Source organism: Mucilaginibacter sp. A5337, assembly GCF_059690695.1.
Window position 1 is genome coordinate 224,374 of the sequence record NZ_JCAWEC010000007.1, and the last position, 24,189, is coordinate 248,562.

Annotated in this window: 18 protein-coding genes; 4 read left to right on the forward strand and 14 right to left on the reverse strand. The window is 42.0% G+C overall.

Going from position 1 to position 24,189, the window contains the following annotated elements:
- The first annotated feature begins 60 nt into the window (after positions 1-60).
- Together AC59JO_RS23665 and AC59JO_RS23670 are read left to right on the forward strand one after the other, a co-directional pair.
- Positions 61-1,137, forward strand: coding sequence for a sensor histidine kinase (locus AC59JO_RS23665; protein WP_497308445.1), 1,077 nt, complete (start codon positions 61-63; stop codon positions 1,135-1,137).
- Positions 1,124-1,861: a LytR/AlgR family response regulator transcription factor gene (locus AC59JO_RS23670; RefSeq protein WP_413666974.1), complete on the forward strand. Its 738-nt coding sequence runs from the start codon at positions 1,124-1,126 to the stop codon at positions 1,859-1,861. Before AC59JO_RS23665 ends, AC59JO_RS23670 begins: the two co-directional genes overlap by 14 nt.
- A 1-nt stretch (position 1,862) precedes the next feature.
- Here the strand turns inward: AC59JO_RS23670 and AC59JO_RS23675 are convergent, their stop codons facing one another.
- From AC59JO_RS23675 to AC59JO_RS23685, 3 genes are all read right to left on the reverse strand, one after another.
- Entirely contained in the window at positions 1,863-4,847 is a 2,985-nt protein-coding gene (locus AC59JO_RS23675; RefSeq protein ID WP_497308448.1) for a lantibiotic dehydratase, read from the reverse strand.
- A gap of 211 nt (positions 4,848-5,058) precedes the next feature.
- Entirely contained in the window at positions 5,059-6,351 is a 1,293-nt protein-coding gene (locus AC59JO_RS23680) for an NAD(P)/FAD-dependent oxidoreductase (RefSeq protein WP_497308450.1), read from the reverse strand.
- A gap of 407 nt (positions 6,352-6,758) precedes the next feature.
- A complete protein-coding gene (locus AC59JO_RS23685) occupies positions 6,759-7,898 on the reverse strand; it encodes an XdhC family protein (RefSeq protein WP_497308452.1) in 1,140 nt (379 codons plus the stop codon).
- Positions 7,899-8,168: 270 nt separating this feature from the next.
- Between AC59JO_RS23685 and AC59JO_RS23690 the strand changes: the two genes are divergently transcribed.
- Complete coding sequence (locus AC59JO_RS23690; protein WP_497308454.1) at positions 8,169-8,540, forward strand: VOC family protein; 372 nt, start codon at positions 8,169-8,171, stop codon at positions 8,538-8,540.
- 3 nt (positions 8,541-8,543) lie between these two features.
- Here the strand turns inward: AC59JO_RS23690 and AC59JO_RS23695 are convergent, their stop codons facing one another.
- Positions 8,544-10,304, reverse strand: a complete 1,761-nt coding sequence (locus tag AC59JO_RS23695) for an alpha-L-rhamnosidase-related protein (protein ID WP_497308456.1) — start codon at positions 10,302-10,304, stop codon at positions 8,544-8,546.
- Between the two features lie 414 nt (positions 10,305-10,718).
- Positions 10,719-14,081, reverse strand: coding sequence for a glycosyl hydrolase (locus AC59JO_RS23700; protein WP_497308458.1), 3,363 nt, complete (start codon positions 14,079-14,081; stop codon positions 10,719-10,721).
- Between the two features lie 139 nt (positions 14,082-14,220).
- Here AC59JO_RS23700 and AC59JO_RS23705 point away from each other — a divergent pair, with 139 nt between their 5' ends.
- A complete protein-coding gene (locus tag AC59JO_RS23705) occupies positions 14,221-15,489 on the forward strand; it encodes a Na+/H+ antiporter (RefSeq protein WP_497308460.1) in 1,269 nt (422 codons plus the stop codon).
- On the opposite strand, the gene AC59JO_RS23710 is transcribed toward AC59JO_RS23705, so the two are convergent.
- From AC59JO_RS23710 to AC59JO_RS23750, 9 genes are all read right to left on the reverse strand, one after another.
- Positions 15,479-15,832 (reverse strand): SnoaL-like domain-containing protein, encoded by a 354-nt coding sequence (locus AC59JO_RS23710; RefSeq protein WP_413666966.1) that lies wholly within the window; start codon positions 15,830-15,832, stop codon positions 15,479-15,481. The two genes, AC59JO_RS23705 and AC59JO_RS23710, sit on opposite strands and share 11 nt — an antisense overlap.
- 168 nt (positions 15,833-16,000) lie before the next feature.
- The gene (locus AC59JO_RS23715) at positions 16,001-17,194 is read right to left on the reverse strand and encodes a sensor histidine kinase (RefSeq protein ID WP_497308462.1); all 1,194 of its coding nucleotides are present in this window, start codon (positions 17,192-17,194) and stop codon (positions 16,001-16,003) included.
- Between the two features lie 333 nt (positions 17,195-17,527).
- Positions 17,528-19,735, reverse strand: a complete 2,208-nt coding sequence (locus AC59JO_RS23720) for an ATP-binding protein (RefSeq protein WP_497308464.1) — start codon at positions 19,733-19,735, stop codon at positions 17,528-17,530.
- Between the two features lie 97 nt (positions 19,736-19,832).
- On the reverse strand, positions 19,833-20,528 hold the full coding sequence (locus AC59JO_RS23725; protein WP_413666963.1) for a LytR/AlgR family response regulator transcription factor: 696 nt from the start codon (positions 20,526-20,528) through the stop codon (positions 19,833-19,835).
- A 112-nt stretch (positions 20,529-20,640) separates the two neighbouring features.
- A complete protein-coding gene (locus AC59JO_RS23730) occupies positions 20,641-21,114 on the reverse strand; it encodes a Dps family protein (RefSeq protein ID WP_091214541.1) in 474 nt (157 codons plus the stop codon).
- Positions 21,115-21,157: 43 nt separating this feature from the next.
- The gene (locus AC59JO_RS23735; protein WP_413666962.1) at positions 21,158-21,526 is read right to left on the reverse strand and encodes a hypothetical protein; all 369 of its coding nucleotides are present in this window, start codon (positions 21,524-21,526) and stop codon (positions 21,158-21,160) included.
- A gap of 126 nt (positions 21,527-21,652) precedes the next feature.
- Positions 21,653-22,102 (reverse strand): GNAT family N-acetyltransferase, encoded by a 450-nt coding sequence (locus AC59JO_RS23740; protein ID WP_497308467.1) that lies wholly within the window; start codon positions 22,100-22,102, stop codon positions 21,653-21,655.
- Positions 22,103-22,364: 262 nt separating this feature from the next.
- Positions 22,365-23,621 (reverse strand): PQQ-dependent sugar dehydrogenase, encoded by a 1,257-nt coding sequence (locus AC59JO_RS23745; protein WP_497308469.1) that lies wholly within the window; start codon positions 23,619-23,621, stop codon positions 22,365-22,367.
- Positions 23,622-23,703: 82 nt separating this feature from the next.
- A complete protein-coding gene (locus tag AC59JO_RS23750; RefSeq protein ID WP_413666959.1) occupies positions 23,704-24,105 on the reverse strand; it encodes a hypothetical protein in 402 nt (133 codons plus the stop codon).
- Positions 24,106-24,189: the final 84 nt, after the last annotated feature.

Here is a 24,189-nt window from a genome sequence, read left to right on the forward strand (position 1 = left end):
ACCAATGCGCCGTTTGAGATGACTAAACCTGTCAAAAAACAGTACAAAAAATTTAAGACAATGAGTATAAAGCAGCCAAAAACCAGGATTAAGGTGTTTTTTCAACACCTGCTGGGATGGCTTATTTATGTAGTATATGAGGAAGCGGTTGTCTATTTTTCAAAAATTGATATAAGCACTTTTTTTGCTTTTATTGTAAATGCTATTATATTTTACAATACCTGGAAAATTTTAAGGGGCATAAGCAGGAAGATTACCAATCTTGTTTTTCTGGTACCTGTTTTATTTGTGGCATCCATGGCTATTATAGCTATTACTGTATTATTTAAGCTTGAGGTTGATGCATTGATATATCATACTTCTTTTCTGGTTTCGGCCAACCCCAATAAAATTTCCAGCCTTATAATGCGCACAATTTATTTCGGCGGAATGGGAGCTGCATTTGGCTTTGCAAGAGAATTGATTCAGCGCGAACGGGAAGTGGCCCAACATGGTATAGAAAAGGCGCAAATGCTTGAACAACAACAAAAACTCGAAAAACAAGCATTACAGGCCGAGCTCAACGTAATTAAATCACAAATCAACCCGCATTTTGTGTTTAATACCCTCGGCTTTTTATATGCCGAAACCTATAAAAAGCTCCCGGAAGTTGGGCAGTCAATTATTACCTTGTCAAACATTATGCGGTACGCCCTAACCAAAAATGAGGATGGTTATAGCAGCCTTGAAAGTGAGCTTGCCTACATCAAAGATTTTATAAAAATTCATGAAAGCCGCAGCAAGGCTTTTTTTATGAAGATAGATATCGAAAGTGGGGCCATTCCGTATAAGGTTGTATCATTGGTGTTAATTACCCTTATCGAAAACATGTTTAAGCATGGTATTTTTAACCAAAGTACAAAAGAGGCAGCTTTGCATATTGCTGTTGACGATGGGAAACTGCATTTTTACTCACTCAATTATAAAAACAATAACAGCGTTAATAAAGTACAGTCAAACGGAATAGGGCTAAATTATATCCGGGAAAGATTAACAGATGAATATGGACGGGAAGGATATGAATTATTAATTGATGAAACACATAACAGCTATGAGTGCAAACTAACAATGCCTTTAAAATATCATGAAAGTAATTAACTGTATTATAGTTGAGGATGAGCCGTATGCCATTGATATTTTAAGCGATTTTATATCGAAGGTGCCTTTTATTAATCTTACCGAAACTTTTACTAATCCTATCGAGGCATTGCTATATTTGAAAGAATCAGCAACTGACCTTATTTTTCTTGATATAAATATGCCCGAGCTTTCGGGCATCGACCTGATCAAAATGTTGCCTAAAAATATCGAGGTTATTATAACATCAGCCTTTAGTGAATTTGCATTGGCTGGGTTTGAAAATAATGTACTCGATTACCTCCTTAAACCGTTCGCATTCGACAGATTTTTACAAGCCTCACAAAAAGCGCTTGATAAGCTTTTACTGCTTGCATCAAACAAACCAGCCCCGATAATTGATCTGCAACCCAAGCCCGATTCATTTTATCTGAAAACCGACCATGGTAAAATTGTACGCATCAATTTTGAGGATATCATTTATATAGAAGGGCTTAAAAACTACTGTTCGGTTTTCACCGAAAATGAACGGCATATCTCATTGGTAAGCATGAAAACCCTGGCCGAGACCTTACCCCAGGAAGATTTTGCGCGAACCCATAAATCATATATTATCGCTTTAAAACGTATTAAGGCTATTGATGGCAATATGGTAATCTTTGATAAGATCAAAGAAAAAATACCCATTGGGGTTACCTACCGCGACAGTTTTTTTGCCTTGCTAAACAATAAAATGTTCAGGTAAATTATACTTTGCTTTTCCGCGCTTTTTCTGATTTAAGGAACTTAAGCAGCAGCCCGTAGAGGATACATTCATGCAGGCGCTGCCGGTTGCTGAAATAACGGTTAACGGCCATATGGATCACGCTGCCTAAAAATTTCGCATTCCAATTAATGGTGTACCGCTGCAGCAATAATGCTACCTGCATTCTTTTTTGCTGCAGCAGGTCATCATATGCCAGCAACAGGTTATTTAAACTGCTATGATATTTACGGTATAACTGATCAATCTGTATTTTAACGGCCTTATCATCAAATTCGGCAAAAAAGTAAGCCTGTTGCCTTTCAACAAATTGCAGCTGATCGTTTATATCTGTACTCATCAGATTTAAATAATCTTTGATAAGCCAAAAAATAAGGAGCCAGTCTTCCGTATCATAACGGTTGCTTTCAAGCAGCCTGAATACGTTGCAGCAAAATGAAGTTTCAATGCAAAACAGACCTTCGGCCTGTTCAATCTGCTGCCCGTAACGTTCCAGTTCGCGTACGTAGGTATCAAGCTGTACAACATGCACCTGCCCACTGGTCAAAAATGGTGATAGCACCTCGCGAATAGCCATATAAACATCCTGAAAATCGGCCTCCTGAAATAAATTAACCCTAACCCGGATATGATTATCAGGGTCATGATACCGGATAAAAAACCATTGCTTTATTTTTACAGTACCCGAATAATTTAACAGTTCATCAAGCTTTAACAGCACTTCGTTAGCAATATTACTGCTGAGGTATAATTTAATAAATAACCATTCGCTGCCGGGGAAAAAATTACGTTGGAGCGTATTTTCAATATATTGGAAATACTGGGGTTTTAAGGGCCGGTCGAAATGAAAAGGGGCAACAAACTGGTGCATATATGGTGCTCCGTCTGTGTCTTTAACAACGGCCTCATGCTCAAAGTGGATGCATTCTGACAAGATCAAAACCGGGGCCTGCCTTGCTATTTCCTTTGCAAGCACTTGTATACTAATTTCATTTGCTGTATCAATCAGTAATTCATTATCACCTTTTACAATATAAAACCTATCGGGCAGCAACCATTCGTCCTTAAACAGGCCAAACAAATGGTTGAATTTATCGATGTTTTTTTCGGTTTTATAAAGCTCATCCAAAATAGCTGGTGTAAACTTCCATGTTGCCCTGTGCAGGATAACGCCATAACTTGTTTCAACACGCGGAAAAAACACAAATTCTGTCGAGAGAGCCCCCCAGTTAAAGCTTAAGTCGCTATTACCCATCTGGTGCTGGATGTCACATAAAAAGGTGTAAATTGGATGTTGCGACCGGTTATAATTATAGGCGCTGCTTAACCGGGGAACTACCTCCCGCCGATGCTTTTTTGAAAACAACTTAAATACCCCCTGCTCAAGCTTAATGTAAATATCATTAAGCCTTAAAACTGAGTTCCCCTTGGCATCGTCAATATAAGCCAGCTCATGAGGCCAGAAAGAAGGGTGCATCATAACATTTAACATCCGTTCTTCGGGCATATGAATCACTTCGGCAAACATAGCTTCAGGGCTGTTTGCAATCTCCTTTGCGGCTATCTCTAAGCCTATGTCATATATTTCGGCATCACCGGCTGCAAACCGCGCAATCATAGTTAAAGCCCCCGGACCCGTAACTCTTTCAAGATATAATACATCATTTTCAAAAAGCTGAAAAACTGCCGACATGGAAAATGGCAAATTATCAGCACTGCGTTCCTTGACAAAATTGTCGGGCAAAACAACTTTGTACTGTTTTTCGATTTTAGCGCGGTTTAACAGATTAAGCATTTTGAAGTCTATTTCGGTATAATCTACCGACGCCGGGGTTGCTTCAGTCCCTCCATATAATCCTTCTGTAAAAAGGGTTTCATGCTCAAACCATTGCCCATATTCGATCCCGGTATCCGTGTCAAATGCCTCCAGCAGCGGCACACTCTGTTCTTCGTACCTCTTTCTGAACCTGCTTTTAAACTGCTCAAGTCTTTTATTAAGCACAGGAACACAAATATTATTAAGTAATATTATGCCTCTGGTTATTTTCAATTGCAAAGCCCGATTAAGCTCGCGGTCGGCCAGTTGGTTAAACCTGGTTACATGAACCATGTCTTTCAACTCCCTGCCGGCAATGTGATTGGCAATTTTTTCTATTGCGGTATAAAAGAAAAACCAGTTTAGGTTCTTCCGGGCATCATTATTTACTTCGTTAAGCAGATTAATCAATTCATTAATAGTATTGCTTAATTCGGTATTATCAGTTTTTTGCAAAAAAGCAGGAAAATCAAATCCAATTGCCGGTTCAAATGCCGGTTTAAACAATTGCCCATCTATGAGGTCATTAATAAAGGCCAAAAAATCATCTGCTTCAAAATCCGGGAATTTTTCAATCAATTGATGTTTGTTCCAGATCTTATCATCTGCAACAGCAATTATATTATCAAGTACTTCATTACTCGTAATGGCACTTACCTGGTAAACTCTTTGGTCGTCAATAGTTTGATAAGTGATAAAACGCAAATCGTCGCCAACTTTATAAAGGGTATTATTAAGCTTATATCCCGCCGATAATTGATTGACATTTTCAATTTGCCTGGCAAGCGAAAAACTCACCACAGCATCAGGAACAACATATTTCCTAAATTTTGCCGAAAGATTTACTTTGCTTTCCGTCCCCCAATAAACCGGCGAACAACCTGCAAATAAGCCAAAAGGCGTAGCCCGGTTTGTCATGCGGGCCATATATTTATAAAAACTTGAAAGTAATTGTACCTCTTTAGCATGCATTGGTTGCCCGTTAGCAAAAAGAGCATCAAGTTCATTATAAAGCGATTTACTTGCTATATAAATACCTTCCTTTATTAACCTGTTATTCCATAATATAAGCAAGTTTTTTTTACTGAGCTTTTGCCTGTATGACAAAGCCGCCGAGCGTAAAATTAAACCGTTAATAAAATTAACTTTCATTTATATATTAAAGACAAGGTTCCGTGTAATGAACAGCAAACTTAAGTTAAGCTATTTTATGTAGCAGACAAAAACTATAATAACCCGAACATCATTTCTCAATAAAAAGGGGCAGCAACCTACACAAGGCCCTGCCCCTTTTTCGGGAACAAATGTAATAAGCAAACTGGATTTAATACTTAAAATAATATTATACTCAAATAAATAATTATTAATCAGTCCGGTTTTCTCCTCCTCTGAATATCATCCTTAGCGCCTGATCCCTTGTTAAAAAAGCCACGGCCCAGTTATATAAGGTTTTAATCTTATTATTATAATTTACCAATGATATAAGATGAATAAATAACCATACAAATAAAGCTGCAATACCATTGAGGTGTACTTTGTGTTTAAACAGATCAACAACGGCGTTATGCCTGCCAACAATAGCCATATCACCCCTGTCAAAATATTTAAATGGCTTTATGGCTTTACCTTTTGCCATATTTATAAAGTTTTTAGCAGTATTACGGCCCATTTGTATGGCAACCTGTGCCAACTGCGGGTGTCCTTTTGGATACATCGGATCGGTTATTTGCACACTGATATCACCTATAGCATATATATCTTCTACATCTTTAACCCGGTTATATTCGTCGGTGATCATCCTGCGGCCTATACCTAAACTACTTGCAGGAATCCCCTCAAAGGTATTGGCGATAATTCCGGCAGCCCAGATGAGGGTTTTGGTCTCAAGCGTTTCACCATCGGCAAAGGTTACCACACCATCACTAAAATCGCTTACGTGAGCATTTAATTTAACTTCGACACCCAAGTCAATCAGCGCCTGGCGAGTTTCTTTGTGGGTTTTATCGCTCATGGGGGCAAGCAAGTTAGGGCCACCATCAACAATATAAATTTTACCTTTGGCATTTATCAGTTCAGGATAGTCTTTTTTCAGGATATAATTCTTCATTTCGGCAAGCATGCCAGCTACTTCAACACCGGTTGGGCCGCCGCCGGCTACCACTATGGTTAAAAGCTTCCGGCGTTCGGCAGGGTCGGTGGTAACAGCTGCCTTTTCCATTGTTTTGATAAGGCTGTTGCGCATGCGAAGCGCATCGTCAATTTCTTTAAGGGAGATTGCGTTTTGCCTGATGCTTTCAATACCGTAGAAATTGGTACTTGCACCGGCTGCAAAGACGAGATAATCGTACGGAAGTTCACCGTCACTTAAATAAACGATCTTCGCAGCAGGATCAACCTTAACAACGGCTGCCATACGGAAGTTCAACCCTTTGTTTCTGAAAAGTTTACGAAACGGATAGCTGATGCTTGAGGGTTCAAGAAAACTGGTTGCCACCTGGTAAAGCAATGGTGTAAAATAATTGAAGTTATTTTTATCAACCAGGGTAACTTCATAATACTTATTTTTATACAGCTGCTGAGCAATATTAAGGCCGGCAAAACCGCCGCCAACTATTACTATCTTTTTTTTGTCGCTGTTTGGTGTTATACTCGTCATGATACTTTAATGTTTATGAGCAGGTACGCAGGATCGGGCCCCGATTTGAAAATTATTCCAGCTTGCACTGCCTTTCGTTTTCTGTTATAAATTTACCGATATTCATGGAAAATGGCTTCATCTTAGTGTAATTATTACACACTTGAATAACAGCCTGTTTTCACCGTTTTTACTCCTTGGTACAATTACAAAACTGCAAAGTAATAACCGTTTAAAAAGACTGAAATTCTGATAGTTTGGCCGATTTTACTATTGGATACAATTAATGATCCGCACATGACAAATACCCATTCAAAATAGTTATTTCAAATAGGCAAAGAAAAACAGTTAAAGTATTTTCCGGCGAAATCGAAAAACAAAATATCGGATTAGATGGCTGACAAAATATAAATTGAAATAAAAAACGGCTATTTAACCAGGTATTTAATATAGGAAGTATGAATTGAGGCGGATTTATATTTTAACGAATACCCCTGGCGGGAAGATAATACCGCCTTAATTTCAGAAGCAACAGATAAAGCAATCTCTTCGGCACCTTCGGCACCTATATCTAAACCCACCGGGCCATAGATGTTGCTCAATTGTTCCTTGCTGATAACAATGCCGGGGCCTTCAATCTCCGCCAGCATGCGCTCCAGCTTCTTTTTAGGGCCGAGAATGCCGATATAAGGTAAATGGATTTGCAATATTTCTTTAAGCAGCGCTATTTCGTAATTATAATTATGCGTCATTAAAACCACCGCCGTACGATCGTTAATTTCGATATGCTGCAGCACCTCGGCTGGTTTGGCAGTGATTATACGATTAGCCAATGGGAAACGCTGACTTACCGCGTAATTGGCCCGGCCATCAATTATTGTAATGTTCCAACCCAAAACCGAGGCTATGCGGGTTAAAGGAACAGCATCATTACCTGCTCCTACTATCACCAACGAAATTGCCGGTTTTATATATTCAATAAATGCCGTATAATTTGCACCTGCTTCGTAAACCCGTATTTCAGACCGTTGCTGCCCTAAAACCTGTTCGGCATTTGCGATTAACGCAGCCCTGTACGGTACACTTTCGGGCAGAGTGACCGTCAATTTATCATCTGTTAAACACAAACAGGTGCCAGGTTGCGGCGCTTTCCTGTCGTCAATACAAAACATCGTAACCAATACCGAGTAGCGGCGATTAGCAATAATATCTTTTAATAAATTAACGGGATTATTGAAATCGCCGGTTATAGGTTCAATAAGGATATGGATAATACCGTTACAACCCAGGCCTACGCCCAATTTGGCGTCATCATCGTCGGTTGTATCATAGGTTACTAATAGTGGCTGTTGCTGCATGATTACCAGGCGGGCCTTCCGCAGGGCATCGCCCTCTAAACATCCACCACTGATAGCACCAGTAAGCAGCCCATCCTCAGTGATCAGCATACGCGCACCAGCCCGGCGATAGGCAGAGCCCTCTACCAGTACAACGGTGGCCAGCGCTGTTTTTTTGCCAAGCGCATAGGCCTCATCATAAGCGGCAACTATATCAATAATCTCTTTCATTGGCGGCTTTACAGCTTATATCAGTTTATCAGGTATTTTACATTGCAGCGCATTCAGGTTGAGGTTGCTTTATTCTACCTGCATAAGTACACGTTTTTTTTCACCTACACAGGTATACAGCTTATAACCATACCAATGTAGCATTTTAATAACAATAGCAGGGTAACAAATTTATCCGGCAACGGTGAAAAGTACAATAATATCAACTATGGTATTTTAGATATTTCGATTGATAAAAATTTACAGCTAACTTTAAGAAAATACTTCGCCATGAAAATGATTCCGCTTTTTAAATGCCGCGACCTTCGGCAGGCTGTAGTTTTTTATACTAATATACTTGATTTCAGGCTCAAATACCCGGAAGCCACAGCCGATGACGGCGTTATTGACCTCACAAGCGAATTTGGAGAATTACAGCTAACCATATACGAAAGCGATCGTTTGTTTGGCTCTGTTGTGAATGTTTGGATAGAGGATGTGGACAACAGGTTTAAACATTATGTTTCGTGCGGATTGGATACCTCTGCAAAAAAAGAATCACCAGTTCACCAGGGGCCAACTGACCAAACCTGGGGAACACGCGAGTTTTATGTTACCGACACCGATGGCAATACGCTACGTTTTTGCCAGCCACATCGGTAATGTTTATTGAATTACTTTAACCCCTGCGGGCGCACTAATAGTGGATTTCACTTTTCCGTTGGCCTGCTTAACATGTTTGATCTTTACAATGCCATAAGGCGTTGGGTAAGTTCCTTCCGCAAAGCTAAGATCGCCCAAATGGGGCTCGATCTTAATCACTTTACAACCCGGTACTATCACCTTTACACCCAACACATATTCGGTTAGCCAGGGCGTTGGCCCCGATGCCCACCCGTGCGAAAGGCTATGCCTGAAACCTTTATAACAATAAGCGCCATAATCGCCGTGGATATCTTTTTTACCTTCGGGCACCAGTTCGTCAATCCGAGAGGCGTTGGGCAACCAGTCGATATTAAAATCCTCCCAAAAAGTAGTAGCGCCAAGGTTAAGCATTGGCCCCCAAAAATTGCGGATGGCCTCAATACCGCCCTGGTAATCGCCAGCTTTGGCTTTGGCCAACAACATATAATAACCAAAAAAGGTAGAATAATTATGCACCCCTCCTGCCGAAAGGATCTCGTTTGCCTTTTGAGCAGGCAACAAACCCGACAAGCCCAGTAAAGCTGCCGCCTGCTTGGAACCATTGGCGTCGGGCACATTGGTTTTAAGTTTGGCAACGGCGGCTTCGCATTTTTGTGCTGTAACGGGTTCGTTCAGTATTTTACAAAGCTCTGCACCTGCATTAAGGGTCATTACCAGCATCGCTTGCAAGCCGGCATGGATAGCAGGTTTATTTTCGCTCGATGGCCAGTCTAAAAATCTGCCAGCCCCTTCCAGCTTTTCACTTCCGTTGTCATCAATCTGTACTGCGTATTGGTTTAGCAACTTTACAAGATAAACTTTTTGTTGTTGCAGATATTTTAGGTTGCCGGTGTGCATATACCAATCGCGCTGGATCAGGATCCACCACATAGAATACGATACCATACCGTTCATATACCCAGGCAATGGGGTAATATCACGGGCAAGGTCAAGGCTTTTAGGAACCACTGCATTATCGCCAAACACAGCGGCAATGGTTGATGTTTCGGGATGCATATCGCCTACCCATACCAGCCTGTCGCGCTTGATGCCATCCCAAAGGTAATCCTGCATATTGAGATGCACGGTATAAGCTCCGGTAAGCCAGATCTTGTTGAGCAGGGTATCACTGCATTTAAATGAGCCCAGGTAAGGGATATCGCGGTAAATAAAAATAGCCCGTGCTTCTTTCAGCTTAAGCTGGCTGTTATCGTCTACCAGGTCTATCCGCACAAAACGAAAACCGGTATTGCCAACTTCCAGCTTACCCAACCAGGGTAGTGACACTATCATATCGCGCATGGCATGGTCATTCGTAGCCCCCTTTATGGTATCAATATTTGACATAGATTCGCTTGCCGACTCGCCAAAACGGATGCGAACCCTTACCGGCTTGCCGCCTCTTGACTGGTCGGTTACTAATTGTAAACCGCCATGTAGTTCCTTGCCAAAGTCAAGTAGCAAACCTGGTTTACCTTTTTCATTACTTTGGAGGATACAAAGATCATTACCCGAAAGATCAGCCTGCCCGGTGCCCAGTTTCAGCAACTTTTCGGCATTTGTGATATTACTTGCTGCATCAGGTGATTTCCATAAGATGCGTACAGGCGATAAGTATTTCCGTACTGTTTCTGTCGATTGTGCTTCGGCAGATCGTTTGGCGTCAAAAACCGGCGGCAGTTTTTGGGCTTTGCAGATTGCGCCAGCAATGGCTAATATGAGTATGGAGAGGGTTTTCTTCACGTGACAATACTTTTTTAAATTCTTCGATACTACTTATCTCCTTAACTGCCTAATAAAAAGACATTGAAAGGACTAAAATCCATGTCATTGCGAGGAGGAACGACGAAGCAATCGCATGCTATACAGAGCGGATATGCTTCCGTGCGATTGCCTCGCTTCGCTTATAATGACGTAATTGTAAGTTATTGATTATTAAGTATGTTTTTTTTGATAATTTTTATGATATGGGCGTTGCCTGCGGCCCGTGCTATACGCTTATACTGCACAAGGCATTAGCCACAAGGCCGGTATCCGCTCCTATCACTAACGCGGCCGCCGCACACCACCGCCCAAATATATTTTATACGTCATCACGTTTTTTTTCAGGATTCCCCTGATGGTTCCTCAATGACATCGTTATGTTTATATTCTCTCTCAATACACAACCGATTTAATAGTCACCGGCCCGGTCAGCCCCGAAGCTTCAAGCGCACTTTCGGGTTTATAAGGGTTTACAGTTGTCCAGGTGTGGCGTTCATTTGGTTGCAATTTGCTATCGCCAATTAAACGGTTAACCCAGGTATTTACTACTTCAATATCTACCGTATTATTACCGGGTTTAAGTGCAGCGGTTACATCGAGCTGATAAGGAGCCGTCCATACGCCGCCCACAACAATGCCATTTACCCTTACTTTGGCCATGGCCTTTACCTGTCCAAGATCAAGCAACAAGTGTTTGTTCTTTTCAAGCCGGGCGATATTAAATGTATTATGATAAACCGCCGAGCCCGAATAGTATTTAATATCCTCCTCCGGCCTCAACGTCCAATCTACCAGTTTATCAAAGGTAACCGGGTTGACAGGCCCCCATCTTTTAACATCAAAAGTAACCTGCCATGGTGTATTTACCTCAACCAAAACCTGCTGATCAGGAAAGTTTTCACCCTTAACCGGATTTGAACTGGCAGGCTTCCTGAATATTATAAATGCACTTTCATATGCAGCCAGTTTCAAAGGCACAGTTGTAATACCTCCGTCCTGTTTATAATTGAGCAGGTTACGGCAGTTGCCGGTTGTTGCATCCCAAAGCTCAGGCGCTTTTCCATGAACCCTGAAGGCAGCATTAATATCGATATTTTGCGTAGTTTGGTTGGATACAAAATACATGTCGCCATCAGTTAGTTTGCGATGGATAAACAACGCCTGATCAACAGTATTAAACTTACAATCTGGCACAACTTTAAGCAAATCAAGCGCCTGCTGCATATCCATGCCGTTAATCACCAATCCTTTGCCATATTGATGCGTTTTCACCGAAACACTATCGATGTTGCCCCAAAGTACCGAAGCCATTTTTTTGATCTCAACATCGGCAGTAGCGTAATTTTGTAAACTTGGTGAACGCTCCGGTTTAGAGCCCAATATAGCTAAGCCATCGTTAACCAGCCTGGTTATAGTCTTTAGCAATTCGGGCCTCATGGTGGCCAGTTTTGGTAATACCAACAGCCTGTAGCTCATACCACCCGGCAGTACCAGCTTACCGTTCACTACTTTTGCCCTCCCATTCAATACTTCCGCATTAATATAATCAAATGAATAGCCTTGCGGCAGTTCGGGGTCGCGTATGCCTGTCATTTTTGGCGCATCTTCACCTATAAAATAGGCTACATCGGCAACGTAGTTACCCTGCCTCAGCATATAGTTACAGCGTTTGATATAACTAATGAACATATCCATATCATAAAACCACGTATTGTTGCGGTTAAACTCATTACCGAACCATGCGTTTGATCCTGGCACCCTGTTGTCGGCGAGCTGGGTTACATACACATGTAATAAAGTATTATTAATACCCTCAGTAAAAAAACGGTCGCCACGCTGTTTCATCAAAGCTGGATAACGCGAAAACGGACCACCGGCACAGGTAAATGATTCGGCAGAAACCTTGGTTTTACCATAAATATGTGCCGAAGATGAAGCTGCCCTGTTTTCGATATTCCCCAAATCACCTTCGCTCCAAAACTCTCCCCCTATTTCATCCGATTGTCCACCGTATTGTAAAAACTCGCCCGGGAAGCCCCAGTGCCCGTAATTTTCGAGCCAGGTGGTAAGCCCATGCTTATGGCTTGCATCTCGCAACCCGCCAACATACTCGTAAGCAACTTTATCGGCAACAAAACGCCGCAAATCCCATAAAAATCGGTCGCTTTGATCCTGGCTGCCTACCACACTGCCATTTAGTGCCGGCAGGTAAGGTAAAGCATCGTAGCCATATTTCGCTTTAAAGTTTTTGAGCATATCGTCCGTCCAGTTTTGGCTGCCTGTTTCATAACTATCTTCAACAGTTACTTTAAAGCTTTTGCGGTCGGCCGCGGGAATGCGTTTCAGGATCTGTCCCAGGAAAGCGTCAAAATGTTCTTCGATATGCTTTTTGCTCATTTTGTCAATTTCGAGACCACGACCTTCGGGCGGCGCCGGGGCATTGGTAACCTGAGTTGGTGTCATACCAGTGCGCATGATGATCCAATTGCCAGCAGGTACATCCCATTTCAGGGTGCCATCGGCCTGCATATATTTGGATATATCGATAACCTTTTGCGGATCGATCACATATTGTTGGTCATCAATTACCGGCTGCGGTTTCCATTGATATTCTTTCCAGTATGGCAACGGCGTTTGAAACATTTTAGCTAAAGTTTTCTCGGCATAGTTCTCTACATGGGGCAAGGCCGAAATTTTAAGCTCGGCTATATCGCTTCCCTGCGAACCATTGTTAAATACAATCCTGAAACTTTGGCTTGTTGTGGCAGGGATAGAAACCGCGGCGGGCGAATAAGGATTAAAACCTACGTTTAAATTGGTGTTGCTCCTGTCAATCACAAAGTGTTTAACAGTTTGATAATTGCCGGCAGCATCGCGGGCCTGGATCTCGCCCTCAAACCTTAGCTCTTTATGTGCCGGGTAAAAAACAAAACTGCGCGCCGTGTATGGCGAAGCGGCGTCGATAGTCACGGTGGGCTTTGGATCGTTAGGAATAGTGTATATCGTATTTTGATCACCGTCCATCAGGTTGTTAGCGTGCGGATCAACAGGTAAGGAACTGATAAATGAGCTCACCATATGTTCACCATAGCCCACCGGCGCTGGAAACGCGATTACTCTTACATCCTGAAACTGCTTTTGAGGCTGCTCCAATTTCTTATCAAGGCTAACCGGACCTTTTACCGTCAATGATGACGAAGTGAGGTACCTCATAGATTGCTCCGGCTTAACCCAGGGCCCGCCCGACTGGCTCCAACCCGGGCCATTAAAGATGCCGATATCTATATTGAGCCGGGTAGCAGTTTTAAGCGTTGTATGCATGATATCCCACCACTCATCCGAAAACAATTTTACTTTTCCATAAGGAATTTCATCCAACCCGATATTACCGATAAATGCCCGGTTGATGCCTATCTTTTTCATCGATTCAAGATCTTTAACAACACCCTCCTTAGAGACATTTCCGGAGATCCAATACCAGTATACACTTGTTTGAACAGAATCGGGAGTGGTTTTAAAACCGCTGTAAAGTTTATCTTGTTTAATGGTTTTGGTTTGAGCAAAACTTTTGGTACTTAAACCAAGGGCATTAAACATGAGCAGTATGACTGCGGTTTTTTTATAGATATTTTGCATCAGGAAGATTAGAATGTTTTCAACCACCCAACCCACAGGTCCGGATGATAAGGCTTTGTACGTGAAAGCTGCTAAGTTTATAATTAAAACAATACTAAAGTTTTCATCATGATTTGGCATCCTGTACTATCTTGTCTTAAAAATATATGATGTTATCGAACCAAAATAACATCTTTACATACCTGATGGTTGACTGATGAACGACTGAAAAAGCACCATCCCGTTAAATTGCCCGATTTTATTAAAAGCGTAGCTGTTTATGGAAAACTACACTATAGTTATATTTATCCTTGCTGTGATGATCGGACTGTCGGCCCTGGCCGATAAAGTAAAACTGCCTTATCCAATTTTACTGATCGTAGCAGGTATCGCGGTAGGTTTTGTTCCGTCTATCCCCGATATTGAGCTTAATCCCGAAATTGTTTTCCTGATATTTTTGCCGCCATTGCTGTATGATGCCGCTTTCAATATTTCCTTTCAAACATTCAGAACAAATATTAATACCATAGGTACGCTGGCTATTTCATTGGTGTTTATTACGGCTTCGGGCATTGCAGTATTAGCCCATTACATTATACCGGGTATGACCTGGCCGCTGGCTTTTGTTTTGGGTGCTATCCTTTCGGCTACGGATGCGGTGGCAGCCATGAGTATTACTAAAGGCCTTGGTTTATCACATAGCACTAATACCATTTTAGAAGGCGAGAGCCTTGTGAATGATGCATCGGCATTGGTAGCCTATCGTTTTGCTGTTGCATCTGTAACGGGTGCTGCCTTTATATTCTGGCGGGCAACATTGGATTTTTTTGTACTGATGGCCGGTGGATTTCTGGTTGGTTTGGTGATGGGGAAAATACTGGCGTTCATTATTAAACGGGTGCATAAAAATGATCTGGTTACGATCAGCTTTATGCTCCTGATGCCTTTTGTAACTTATCTTGTTGCCGAGCACGTTCACGTATCCGGCGTTATTGCTGTGGTTATTTTAGGGTTGAGTATTGCCCGTTTCAGCGCCAAAGTTTTCCCCGAAAAACTAAAACAACAATCCAAATCAATCTGGGATATCATAATCTTTTTACTAAACGGGCTGATCTTTATTTTTATCGGTCTGCAATTCCCGTATGTGATCAAAAGCATCCCGAAAGCGCAGGTTTGGCCTTATGTGGGTTACTCCTTTTTGATCACTATTGCTGCGCTGGCATTACGGATGGTGCGTGTTTTTCTTCAGAAAGTAAACCTGCAAAATGCCTTCAAAAAAGGAAAACATAAAATAACTGAAGATGCCCTGCTTGATTTCAAAAGCAGCCTCATCATCAGTTGGTCGGGCATGAGGGGGATAGTATCGCTGGCTATTGCCGTCGGTTTGCCCGCAACATTAGCCGATGGCAGTCCCTTCCCCGAGCGCAATACTATCATCTTTATTTCGGTAGTGGTGGTGTTGTTTACGTTAATTGGCCAGGGCCTTAGTTTACCCTGGCTGGTGAAAAGGCTAACCAAGGAATACCCCTCAGCATCAACTAACCTATAAAAAACTGCTGACTAACGATTTTTCCCATTTCAACTTTATAAACGCATATTTCTTCAACAGTTTTAGTTCCCTGTCCTTTTGCAGTGAAATGCATGGAAAAAACCAGACTGAAATAACTTCCGGCAAAAATGGGCTCAGATACATTAACGCTATGAATTTCAGCATTTGCAAGAAACCGGTTTTCATATTCTATTAAACTCGTAAGGCCGGTTATCGGCTCATTTTTATTGACGGGATCGATACTTACGGCATTATCAGCGTATAACTCAGTATAGGCTTCAACAAATTTAAGCTCATTGCATAATGAAGCTAAGCGATTGGCAATTTCTGTTATGGTACTCATTGTGTTAGATGTATGTTGATGATATGAATCGGCAGTAATAGTATGTCAATTTTCACAACATGCAATTACCAAAAGCAAAGAATGATACAGAAATGATATAAAAACATGCGGCACCGGCCGGCTTCATCAAGTCGATTTTAAATTAAATGATATCAGCCTAACGGATAACTATAAAGGCAAACTAAAATAAAACGACGAGCCTTTACCATACTCGCTATTTACTCCAACCTCTCCCCCATGGCTTTCAATGATCTCACGTGAAAGGTACAGGCCTAATCCATATCCTTTTGCTCCGGAAGCGTTTTCATGATGAATACGGGAATAGCGGCAGAACAATAGTTTTTGATCAACCAGTTTAATCCCCCTGCCTTTATCCTCCACGGTAACAATAGCTTCTCCATTAATTGAGCTGCAAGCCAGCGCAATTACACTTTTTACCGGCGAGAACTTTACCGCGTTATTTACATAATTTACTAATACCTGCGCCAGTTTGTCGTAATCAGCAGTAACCCAAACAGCTTTTGATACTTTCAGTTTGAACTTACGGTCTGGATAAAGTACCATCATATCAGTTGCCACATGCTTTACCAATTCGGCCAGGTTAAAACTGCTTTTTTGTAAGGTTAGCTTTGCATCCTGAACCTGTGATAACGTTAAAAAATTATTGATCAACTGCGTCATGCTCACCGTTTGCTGATCCGCTTTGAGCATTTTATCCTCCAACTGTTTGTTGTTTTCCATCCGGGCAACACGGGCTGTATTTTGAATATATAACTTAATGGTACTTAATGGCGTACGTAATTCATGGTTAAGGAACGCCATCAAATCATTTTTGCGGAGCTCTTCCTGTTTAGCCGCCGTAATATCAGTTAGGGTTCCCATCATTTTCATAGCCAATCCATCACTACAATAAAGCTTTCCGGTTATTTTAAGCCAGCGGCTATGACAACCATCGATAGTATTTATATGCAGCTCGGTTTCAAATTCCCGCTGGGTACGGCATGCCGATTTAGCCGTATCTAAAACATGCTTTTGGTTCCATTGTATCAACTTTTTCATCAATACTCCCAATCCAAAAGTGCTGCTTCCCTTCATGCCCAAAAAGCCACTGGCTACGGGGCATAAATGAAACTTTTTACTGTAAACTCCATAACTCCACATACCTATCCCTGCCGAAGCCAGCATATTGGTTATGGCCATTTCGCGGGTATGTGCCTTTTCGGAAATATCAACCAAAAAAGCGTAGGGATTTAAAACCTTACCCGGAAAAATCGGCTCAATAAAATTACCGGGATTGCCAAATGCAGCGAGCTGGGCGTTGGTTTTGGTTAATTGTTGTGGGGTTGCGGTTAATGTTGCCATGAGCTTTGAGCGATAATTTTGTTATTATAAAACTAAGGCTCCTGTTATGGCAATTGGTATAGGATTCGTTGGACAGGCAAAAACTGTCGGTGAAGGGCTATGTTAAAACAGATGGAGACGCATCACATGCTTCTCCCTAACTTAAACTGGTCGAAGTTTAGCGATAGCGTAACTTCGTCCCAAAACAAGGCAAGCTTTCAGCTTGTCCCGATAAAAAGGAATAATATAACTGCTTTGCTTTACAAACGCGGAAGCAGGATGCTTCCACTATTTTAGGTCGAAGTTACGCTATCGCTAAACTTCAACCAGTGTAACAGCACAAATTAATGAGATTTAAACAAGCGTACCATAAAAATGTTTGGCATCATCAATGGCATTAAGGCATACCGCTGTAATATCATTGATAAGCCTTAAAGTTTCGGTATCGGCTACGGTTGCTTGTTCGAGTTCGTCCAAATCGGCTTCTAAAGCGGGGAGCAGGCCCATAATGGCTACCGTTGTTTTCATATTGTGCGCGGTGCTTTTCAAGCCAGTAAAATCTTCAGCACTGAACATATTTTTAAGCATATTTACATCAGCCAGTGTAAGTTCAATAAATTGAGAGGTAACCAGTTTCTCATAATCGATATTACCCTTACTGATTTCTTTCATGTAGTTGAGATCGATAAACTGGTAATTATGCACATTGGCAACCGCCTGACTTTCCGAACGCGACGCTCCGGGTACAAACTTCACGATCAGTTTAAACAGGTCATCGTCATTTACCGGTTTGGCAATGTATTCATTCATACCGTGGCTCAGGCATTTTTCGCGCTCGCCGGCCATGGCATGGGCTGTCATGGCAATGATAGGTATCTCCAGTTTAAGGTCGTTGCGAATATGATAGGTTGTTGTATATCCATCCATCTTCGGCATTTGGATATCCATCAGCACAACATCGTAAGCTTCCGATTTTAGTTTGCTAATCGCTTCCTCGCCATTTGATACTACATCAAACCCGGCATCCCATTGCGTAAGCATATGCTTCATGAGGCTTTGGTTCATGATATTATCATCAACTACCAAAATATTTAAGTCGTGGCTTATTTTCACTTCCGAATCCAACGCTTCTTCGTCAATGTGCCCGGTAACCTGATTATCAGCAATAGTGTATGGGATATAAAAATTAAACTCGGTGCCTTTTCCCGGTTCACTGGTTACCTCTATTTCTCCAAGTTGCAAAACAACCAGGTCTTTAACTATTGAAAGCCCAAGCCCTGTACCGCCGTAGCTACGGGTAATAGAATCTTCGGCCTGGTTAAAACGCTCAAATATGGAGGTCAGCTTGTCCTTTTGAATACCGATACCATCATCGGCCACCCTTATGCCAAGCTTAATTGTTTTATCACTTATCTGTTTGTTGTAAACCTCTACCCTGATACAACCACGCTCGCTAAACTTCAAAGCATTACCTATCAGGTTTACCAAAATTTGGGTTAAACGTGTCGCATCTCCAATAAGCGTATCGGGCACATCCTGTGCTATTTTATTACTAAAAATAAGCCCTTTTTCTTTGATCCTTTCATTAAACAATGTTTCGATAGAATCTATCAAACCGCGTACACTAAACGGCGAATGTACAATGCGCATCATGCCCGCCTCAATTTTTGACAGGTCGAGGATATCATTAATAATCGCCAGCAGGTTTTCCCCTGCCTTTTGAATCAAGCCGACAAATTCGCCGGCATCGGCATCAATTTTACGGCGTTTAAGCAAATTGGTAAAACCCAGTATGGAGTTAAGCGGTGTACGGATTTCGTGGCTCATATTGGCCAAAAAATTCTCTTTGATGAGCAATGCTTCACGTGCGGTCTTTTCCGATTCATTAAGCCTGTTGATCAGTCTGTTTTGCTGCCTGAACTGGTTTACAATAAACCAGCATAAAGTACCGCCGCTTAAAAACATGAATATCATGAGCATATTGCCATACATACGGGCCCGGGTACTGTTATGGATAACAGCCACACTAAGCTCATCCATCATTTTTTGACGATTGTCATAAATCTTATGCGTTATATCAGTGATTTCGTTGGAGATGCGGCGGGCACGCGGGTTAGCTATAAAACTGGTATCATTCATATTACCCGTTTTATAGTAATGCTTCAGTAAATCATTCTTGATCCTTACTTTTTCATCGGCTAAAATATTGAGCCTGTCGAGGTACTGTTTAACCATGGGGTTGTGGTTGCCGCCACGAAGCGAATCAAGATAGTCTTTAACAGCCTTGATCTTGGCATCAACACCTTCCAGGTGTGAGATATCATCTGTTGCAATAGCTGCCCTGATACGGGCCTCAACCCCCAGCAGGTCGCGGTCAATTTCGCGCAGGTGGTTACTGGTATGCAGTTCGCGCAGCAGGCTTTCATTACCCTTACGCATCGACTGCATGTTTTGTGAAAAATTATACTGAATAACCAGCAGCAAAATTGTACCTGCAACAAATGATGCCAGTATGAGATAAGCAAACTTTTTATTAGCCATTACTGATGACGCTGAACGCATTGGTGACAAGTAAATATGCAGGTGTTAAATTTATTCTAATTACACAAATCGTTCAACAAGGCAAAACAATCGTTAAACCGCACCAGCCTATCGATAGCTAAAAAACGTTCATCCGGTTGTTCAGCGTTTTGCGGTAAGCATCAGCAACGGGCAAAAACTTGCCGGCAATCACCAGGCCCCCGTCCTGCAGGGTGTCAATTTTATCGAGTGCAATAATGTATGAGCGGTGTACCCTGATAAATTTTGATGATGGCAGTTTTTCTTCGGCCGATTTTAGCGTACCATGTATGGCGTATTCTTTTTTGGGGGTATAAAATTTAACATAGTCGCCCATAGCTTCGGCATACAAAATATCATCGAGCATCAGTTTGCGGGTGATATTTGAATCTCGTACGAAAATAAACTCGTCGTTTTTAAGCGGCGCATCTTCTTTACGGCTTTCCAGCACTTCACGCGCTTTGTTAACGGCTTGTAAAAACCTGCCGGGCGTAACGGGCTTAACCAGGTAATCGGCTACATTGAGCTCAAAGGCCTCAACCGCGTATTCTTTTTTTGAGGTAGTAAAAATTACAACAATATCCTTGTTTTTAAGGTTACGGGTAAGTTCTAAACCATCCATTCCGGGCATTTCGATATCCAGGAACAGGAGGTCGACATTTTGGTTCTGAAGATGATTATATGCCTCCATGGCCGTGCAGTACTCGCAAATAACATCCAGGTCATTAACCTGGCCGGCCAAGTGGCTTAATGTAGCGCGGGCAATGGGATTATCATCAACAATTAAACTTGTCATGTGCAGGATGAATAATATTGCTAAGATAATCATTTTACTTTTCGCTCATGACCTCCCGTTTGCATCCGGGAGATCATTTGAGCCAAAAAGCGGTTATTTAAAAACGGGGATCTTATCTGAAATGTGACCTAAGCATCCAGGCCATTCCTTCGTGGGTTTCCATCAGGCCGGTAATAAAATCACTGGTACCTGCATCATTATATTTGCTAACAAAAGGATCGATATTACCGCGGATAAACTCGATGATGCTTTCATGGTCTTCAAGCAGCTCTTTCAAAAAGCCCAGGCTATCATTTTTATGATCAAGCTTTTCGGTTAAATGAGTAAGTTGTAATAACTGGGTTAAAGTAGCAGGCGCGTAATGACCAATTTTGCGGATCCTTTCGGCAACGCTGTCCATAATTTCGTCAAGCTCATTGTATTGCTGCTCAAAAAAAACGTGCATAGAGTGAAAGTCCGGACCTTCAATATTCCAATGGGCATTACGGGTTTTGGTGTACAGTACAAATTCGTCGGCTAATAATTTGGCTAACTGATCTGAAACGGCCTGGCGGTCGGCTTCGTTAATTCCGATGTTTGTTTTCATGATATTGTATTTTTTGTGGTTGATAGCTCTTTTGTTTTATAACTTACTCATATTTTGATGGATGAGTATAATTACTAAACAGCCTTTTCACTGGGCAATATAGCGTAAATGCTGTTACCTCAAGGTAAAATATTACAGGGGCAATGATAATCATGGCATGAGTATGATAATTCCAGTCAATAGATGACAGTACGGGCATAGTAAACACTAAAGCCCCGCGAATCACTGCCTCTGTAGTGCTCAGGTTTTCCGGGGAATCATCGGGAAAAAACCGCTTCAAAAAATTATCTAAAACGGGTTGTGAATACCTAGCCGTCGGCTGTACCGAAGCTTTCTTCAGTTCGGTGTCTGCTTCGTGGGTCTTGTTTTTAGCAAGGTCTCTTGGATCGGGTGGTAACTGCAATGTTTTCATGGCACAGCTTTAAAGGTTATGACATAAAATTAACGGCCCTGCACTTAAGATATATGCCAAATTCGTTGAGCAGGCAAAAGCAATCGTTAAAAAGTATTTTTATGCAGATGATGTTTAAACGTTTTATCAGGCCCTGATCATTTCAATATGATCGATACCGTCCTCATCATAAATTTCGCCCTCCATTTTAAAGCCCAACTGCTCATAAAACTTAACCGCATAATATTGGGCACCTATGCGGATAGGCACATCGCCATAAAGATTTTTAGCGGCATCAATAGCCGCCTGGGTTAATATTTTGCCCACGCCTGTACCACGTACCTTTTTACTGCTTACTATCCGCCCTATTGATGCTTCGGCATATGATTTCCCTGCCGGTACAACACGGGCATAGGCCACCAGTTCCTGTTCATCATCAAATAATAACAAATGATAACAAGCGTAATCTTTATCATCGGCATCCAAAAACACACAATTTTGCTCAACTACAAACACTTCACTCCTGAGTTTTAATAGCTGATAAAGCTCGGTAACTGTTAGATCATGGAAGGGCTTGCAGATTTGGGTATAGTTCATGGGATTTGATTTTTCTCTCGCAAAGGCGCGAAGACGCAATTTTGCTTGTGGTGGCTAAAGTAATTATTTCTGTAGATATGGAAAAGAATCACGTCACCACGTCCGCCCTCCGGCGAATCGGGAACCATAGGACAGGCTAGTTGCCAGGCATTGTTCAACTTAGCTTGTGAGTTGCCGAAATAAATTCGGCACGACGAATGGGGATAAAACAAAAGCCCAACCTGCTTTATACAAGTTGGGCTTCTTCGCAAGTCTTCTATTGTTACTTTTTATAAGTGATCTTATAAATAGTTCCCTTAACGTCATCACTTACATATAAGGAACCGTCAGGCCCTTGGGCAAGTCCGCAGGGTCGGTGCTCGGCCTTACCTGGCGAGGTTTTTTCGGCCGTGCCGGCAAAACCATCGGCAAACACTTCCCATTTACCATCTGGCTTTCCATCTTTAAATGGTTGAAAAACCACGAAATAACCTGCCTGCGGTTCAGGCGCCCTGTTCCACGAGCCGTGGAAAGCTATGAATGCGCCGTTTTTATATTTTTCGGGGAACTGGCTACCGGTGTAAAACAACAAGCCATCGGGGGCGAGGTGCCCAGGGTAGGCTGCTACAGGGTTCAAGTATTTGGCGTCTGCCTCCTTTTCGCCATCGCCGCCGTATTCGGGGCCTAACATTTTTTTGTGTTTTACATCATCATAGTACATGTATGGCCAACCAGCATCGTCGCCTTGTTTGAGGGCATACATGCATTCGGCAGGTAACAGGGCCGATTGCTGGGTGGTATAATATTTCGGGAACAAATCGTGCAGGGCATCGCGGCCGTGCTGCATTACAAAAAGCTGGTTATCCTGCTGATTCCAATCAAGGCCAACCACGTTGCGCAAGCCTGATGCAAAACGGATACCATCGCTTTGCTTTTGATTTAGTTTATCAGTTTTAAATTTCCAGATAGCCCCCGCCGAGTCCAATATCGGGCAGCCCTTTTTTTGCGGATCAAACTCGGAGCAGATGTTTGAGTAGGCACCAATGTTCACATACAGGTTGCCCTCATTATCAAACGCTATTGCTTTGGGCTTATGTGCACGTTTTGATACCAGGCCGCTTACCACCGTTTCGGGATGTTCGGGATCAAGCACTTCCTGTTTCTCATTCAATTTAAAGCGAAACACTGCCTTATCTGACGATGCGTATAAATAACCGTTGCTTATGCGGATCCCTGTGCCGGCAAAATTGCCAAAACTGGTTTTGATATCGGCTTTGTCACCATTATCATGCAAAACAACTATGCCTTTACCGCTTTTTAGGCCTTCCAAATGCACATAAATATCATTGGCCGGTGTTACCACCATGTGCCTGGCACTGCCTAAATTATCAGCTATGATAGCAGCATTAAAGCCATCGGGAATTTTAAGCCCGGCATTAGCTGCACGATGTGGATCATTCCTGATAAACCTGAACGAGGCAAGCCCACCTACAGTTAGCAATGATAAGCTCAGTAGTAACAAGGTTGTTCTTTGATTCATAAAAGCAGATTTTGGTTAGGCTAATTTAACGATTCGCTTTTTCAATAGTACTAACCTATCCTCTGTAATATTTACGTTATGTTTATTGCTTTGTGAGCGTATAAACATCTGCCGTGCCATTGCTGTAGGTTTTAGAGATGGTTACAGCATTACCTGATATCTTAATGTCATACCCCCCGTTCAGGATCAGCGACCAGTCGAACTCGGCAGTCCAGGCAGATTCATTTTTAAAGTTTATCTTACTGCCGTTTATAATAAATGAACCATGATTTAAGGCCGGATATTTGACTACACTTGATTGGCCATTCCATGTATCATCAGTAAAACTGAAACTTACGTTTGATACCATACCTGTACCCGAAGCCTTTCTTTGAAAAGTACCGGCATAAGTTCCATTTAGTTTTAACGCCTGGTTATTATCAGTCTTTTTGCATGAACTTATAGCAGCAGCCAGCAATAAAATAAAGGCAAGTAATTGTTTCATAATTTTAGGTTTTCAGTTAATTACGAAAGCAAATTATTTAACGCTACAAAATTCAGAAAAAGCTGTGAATACAGTTTCTGAAGC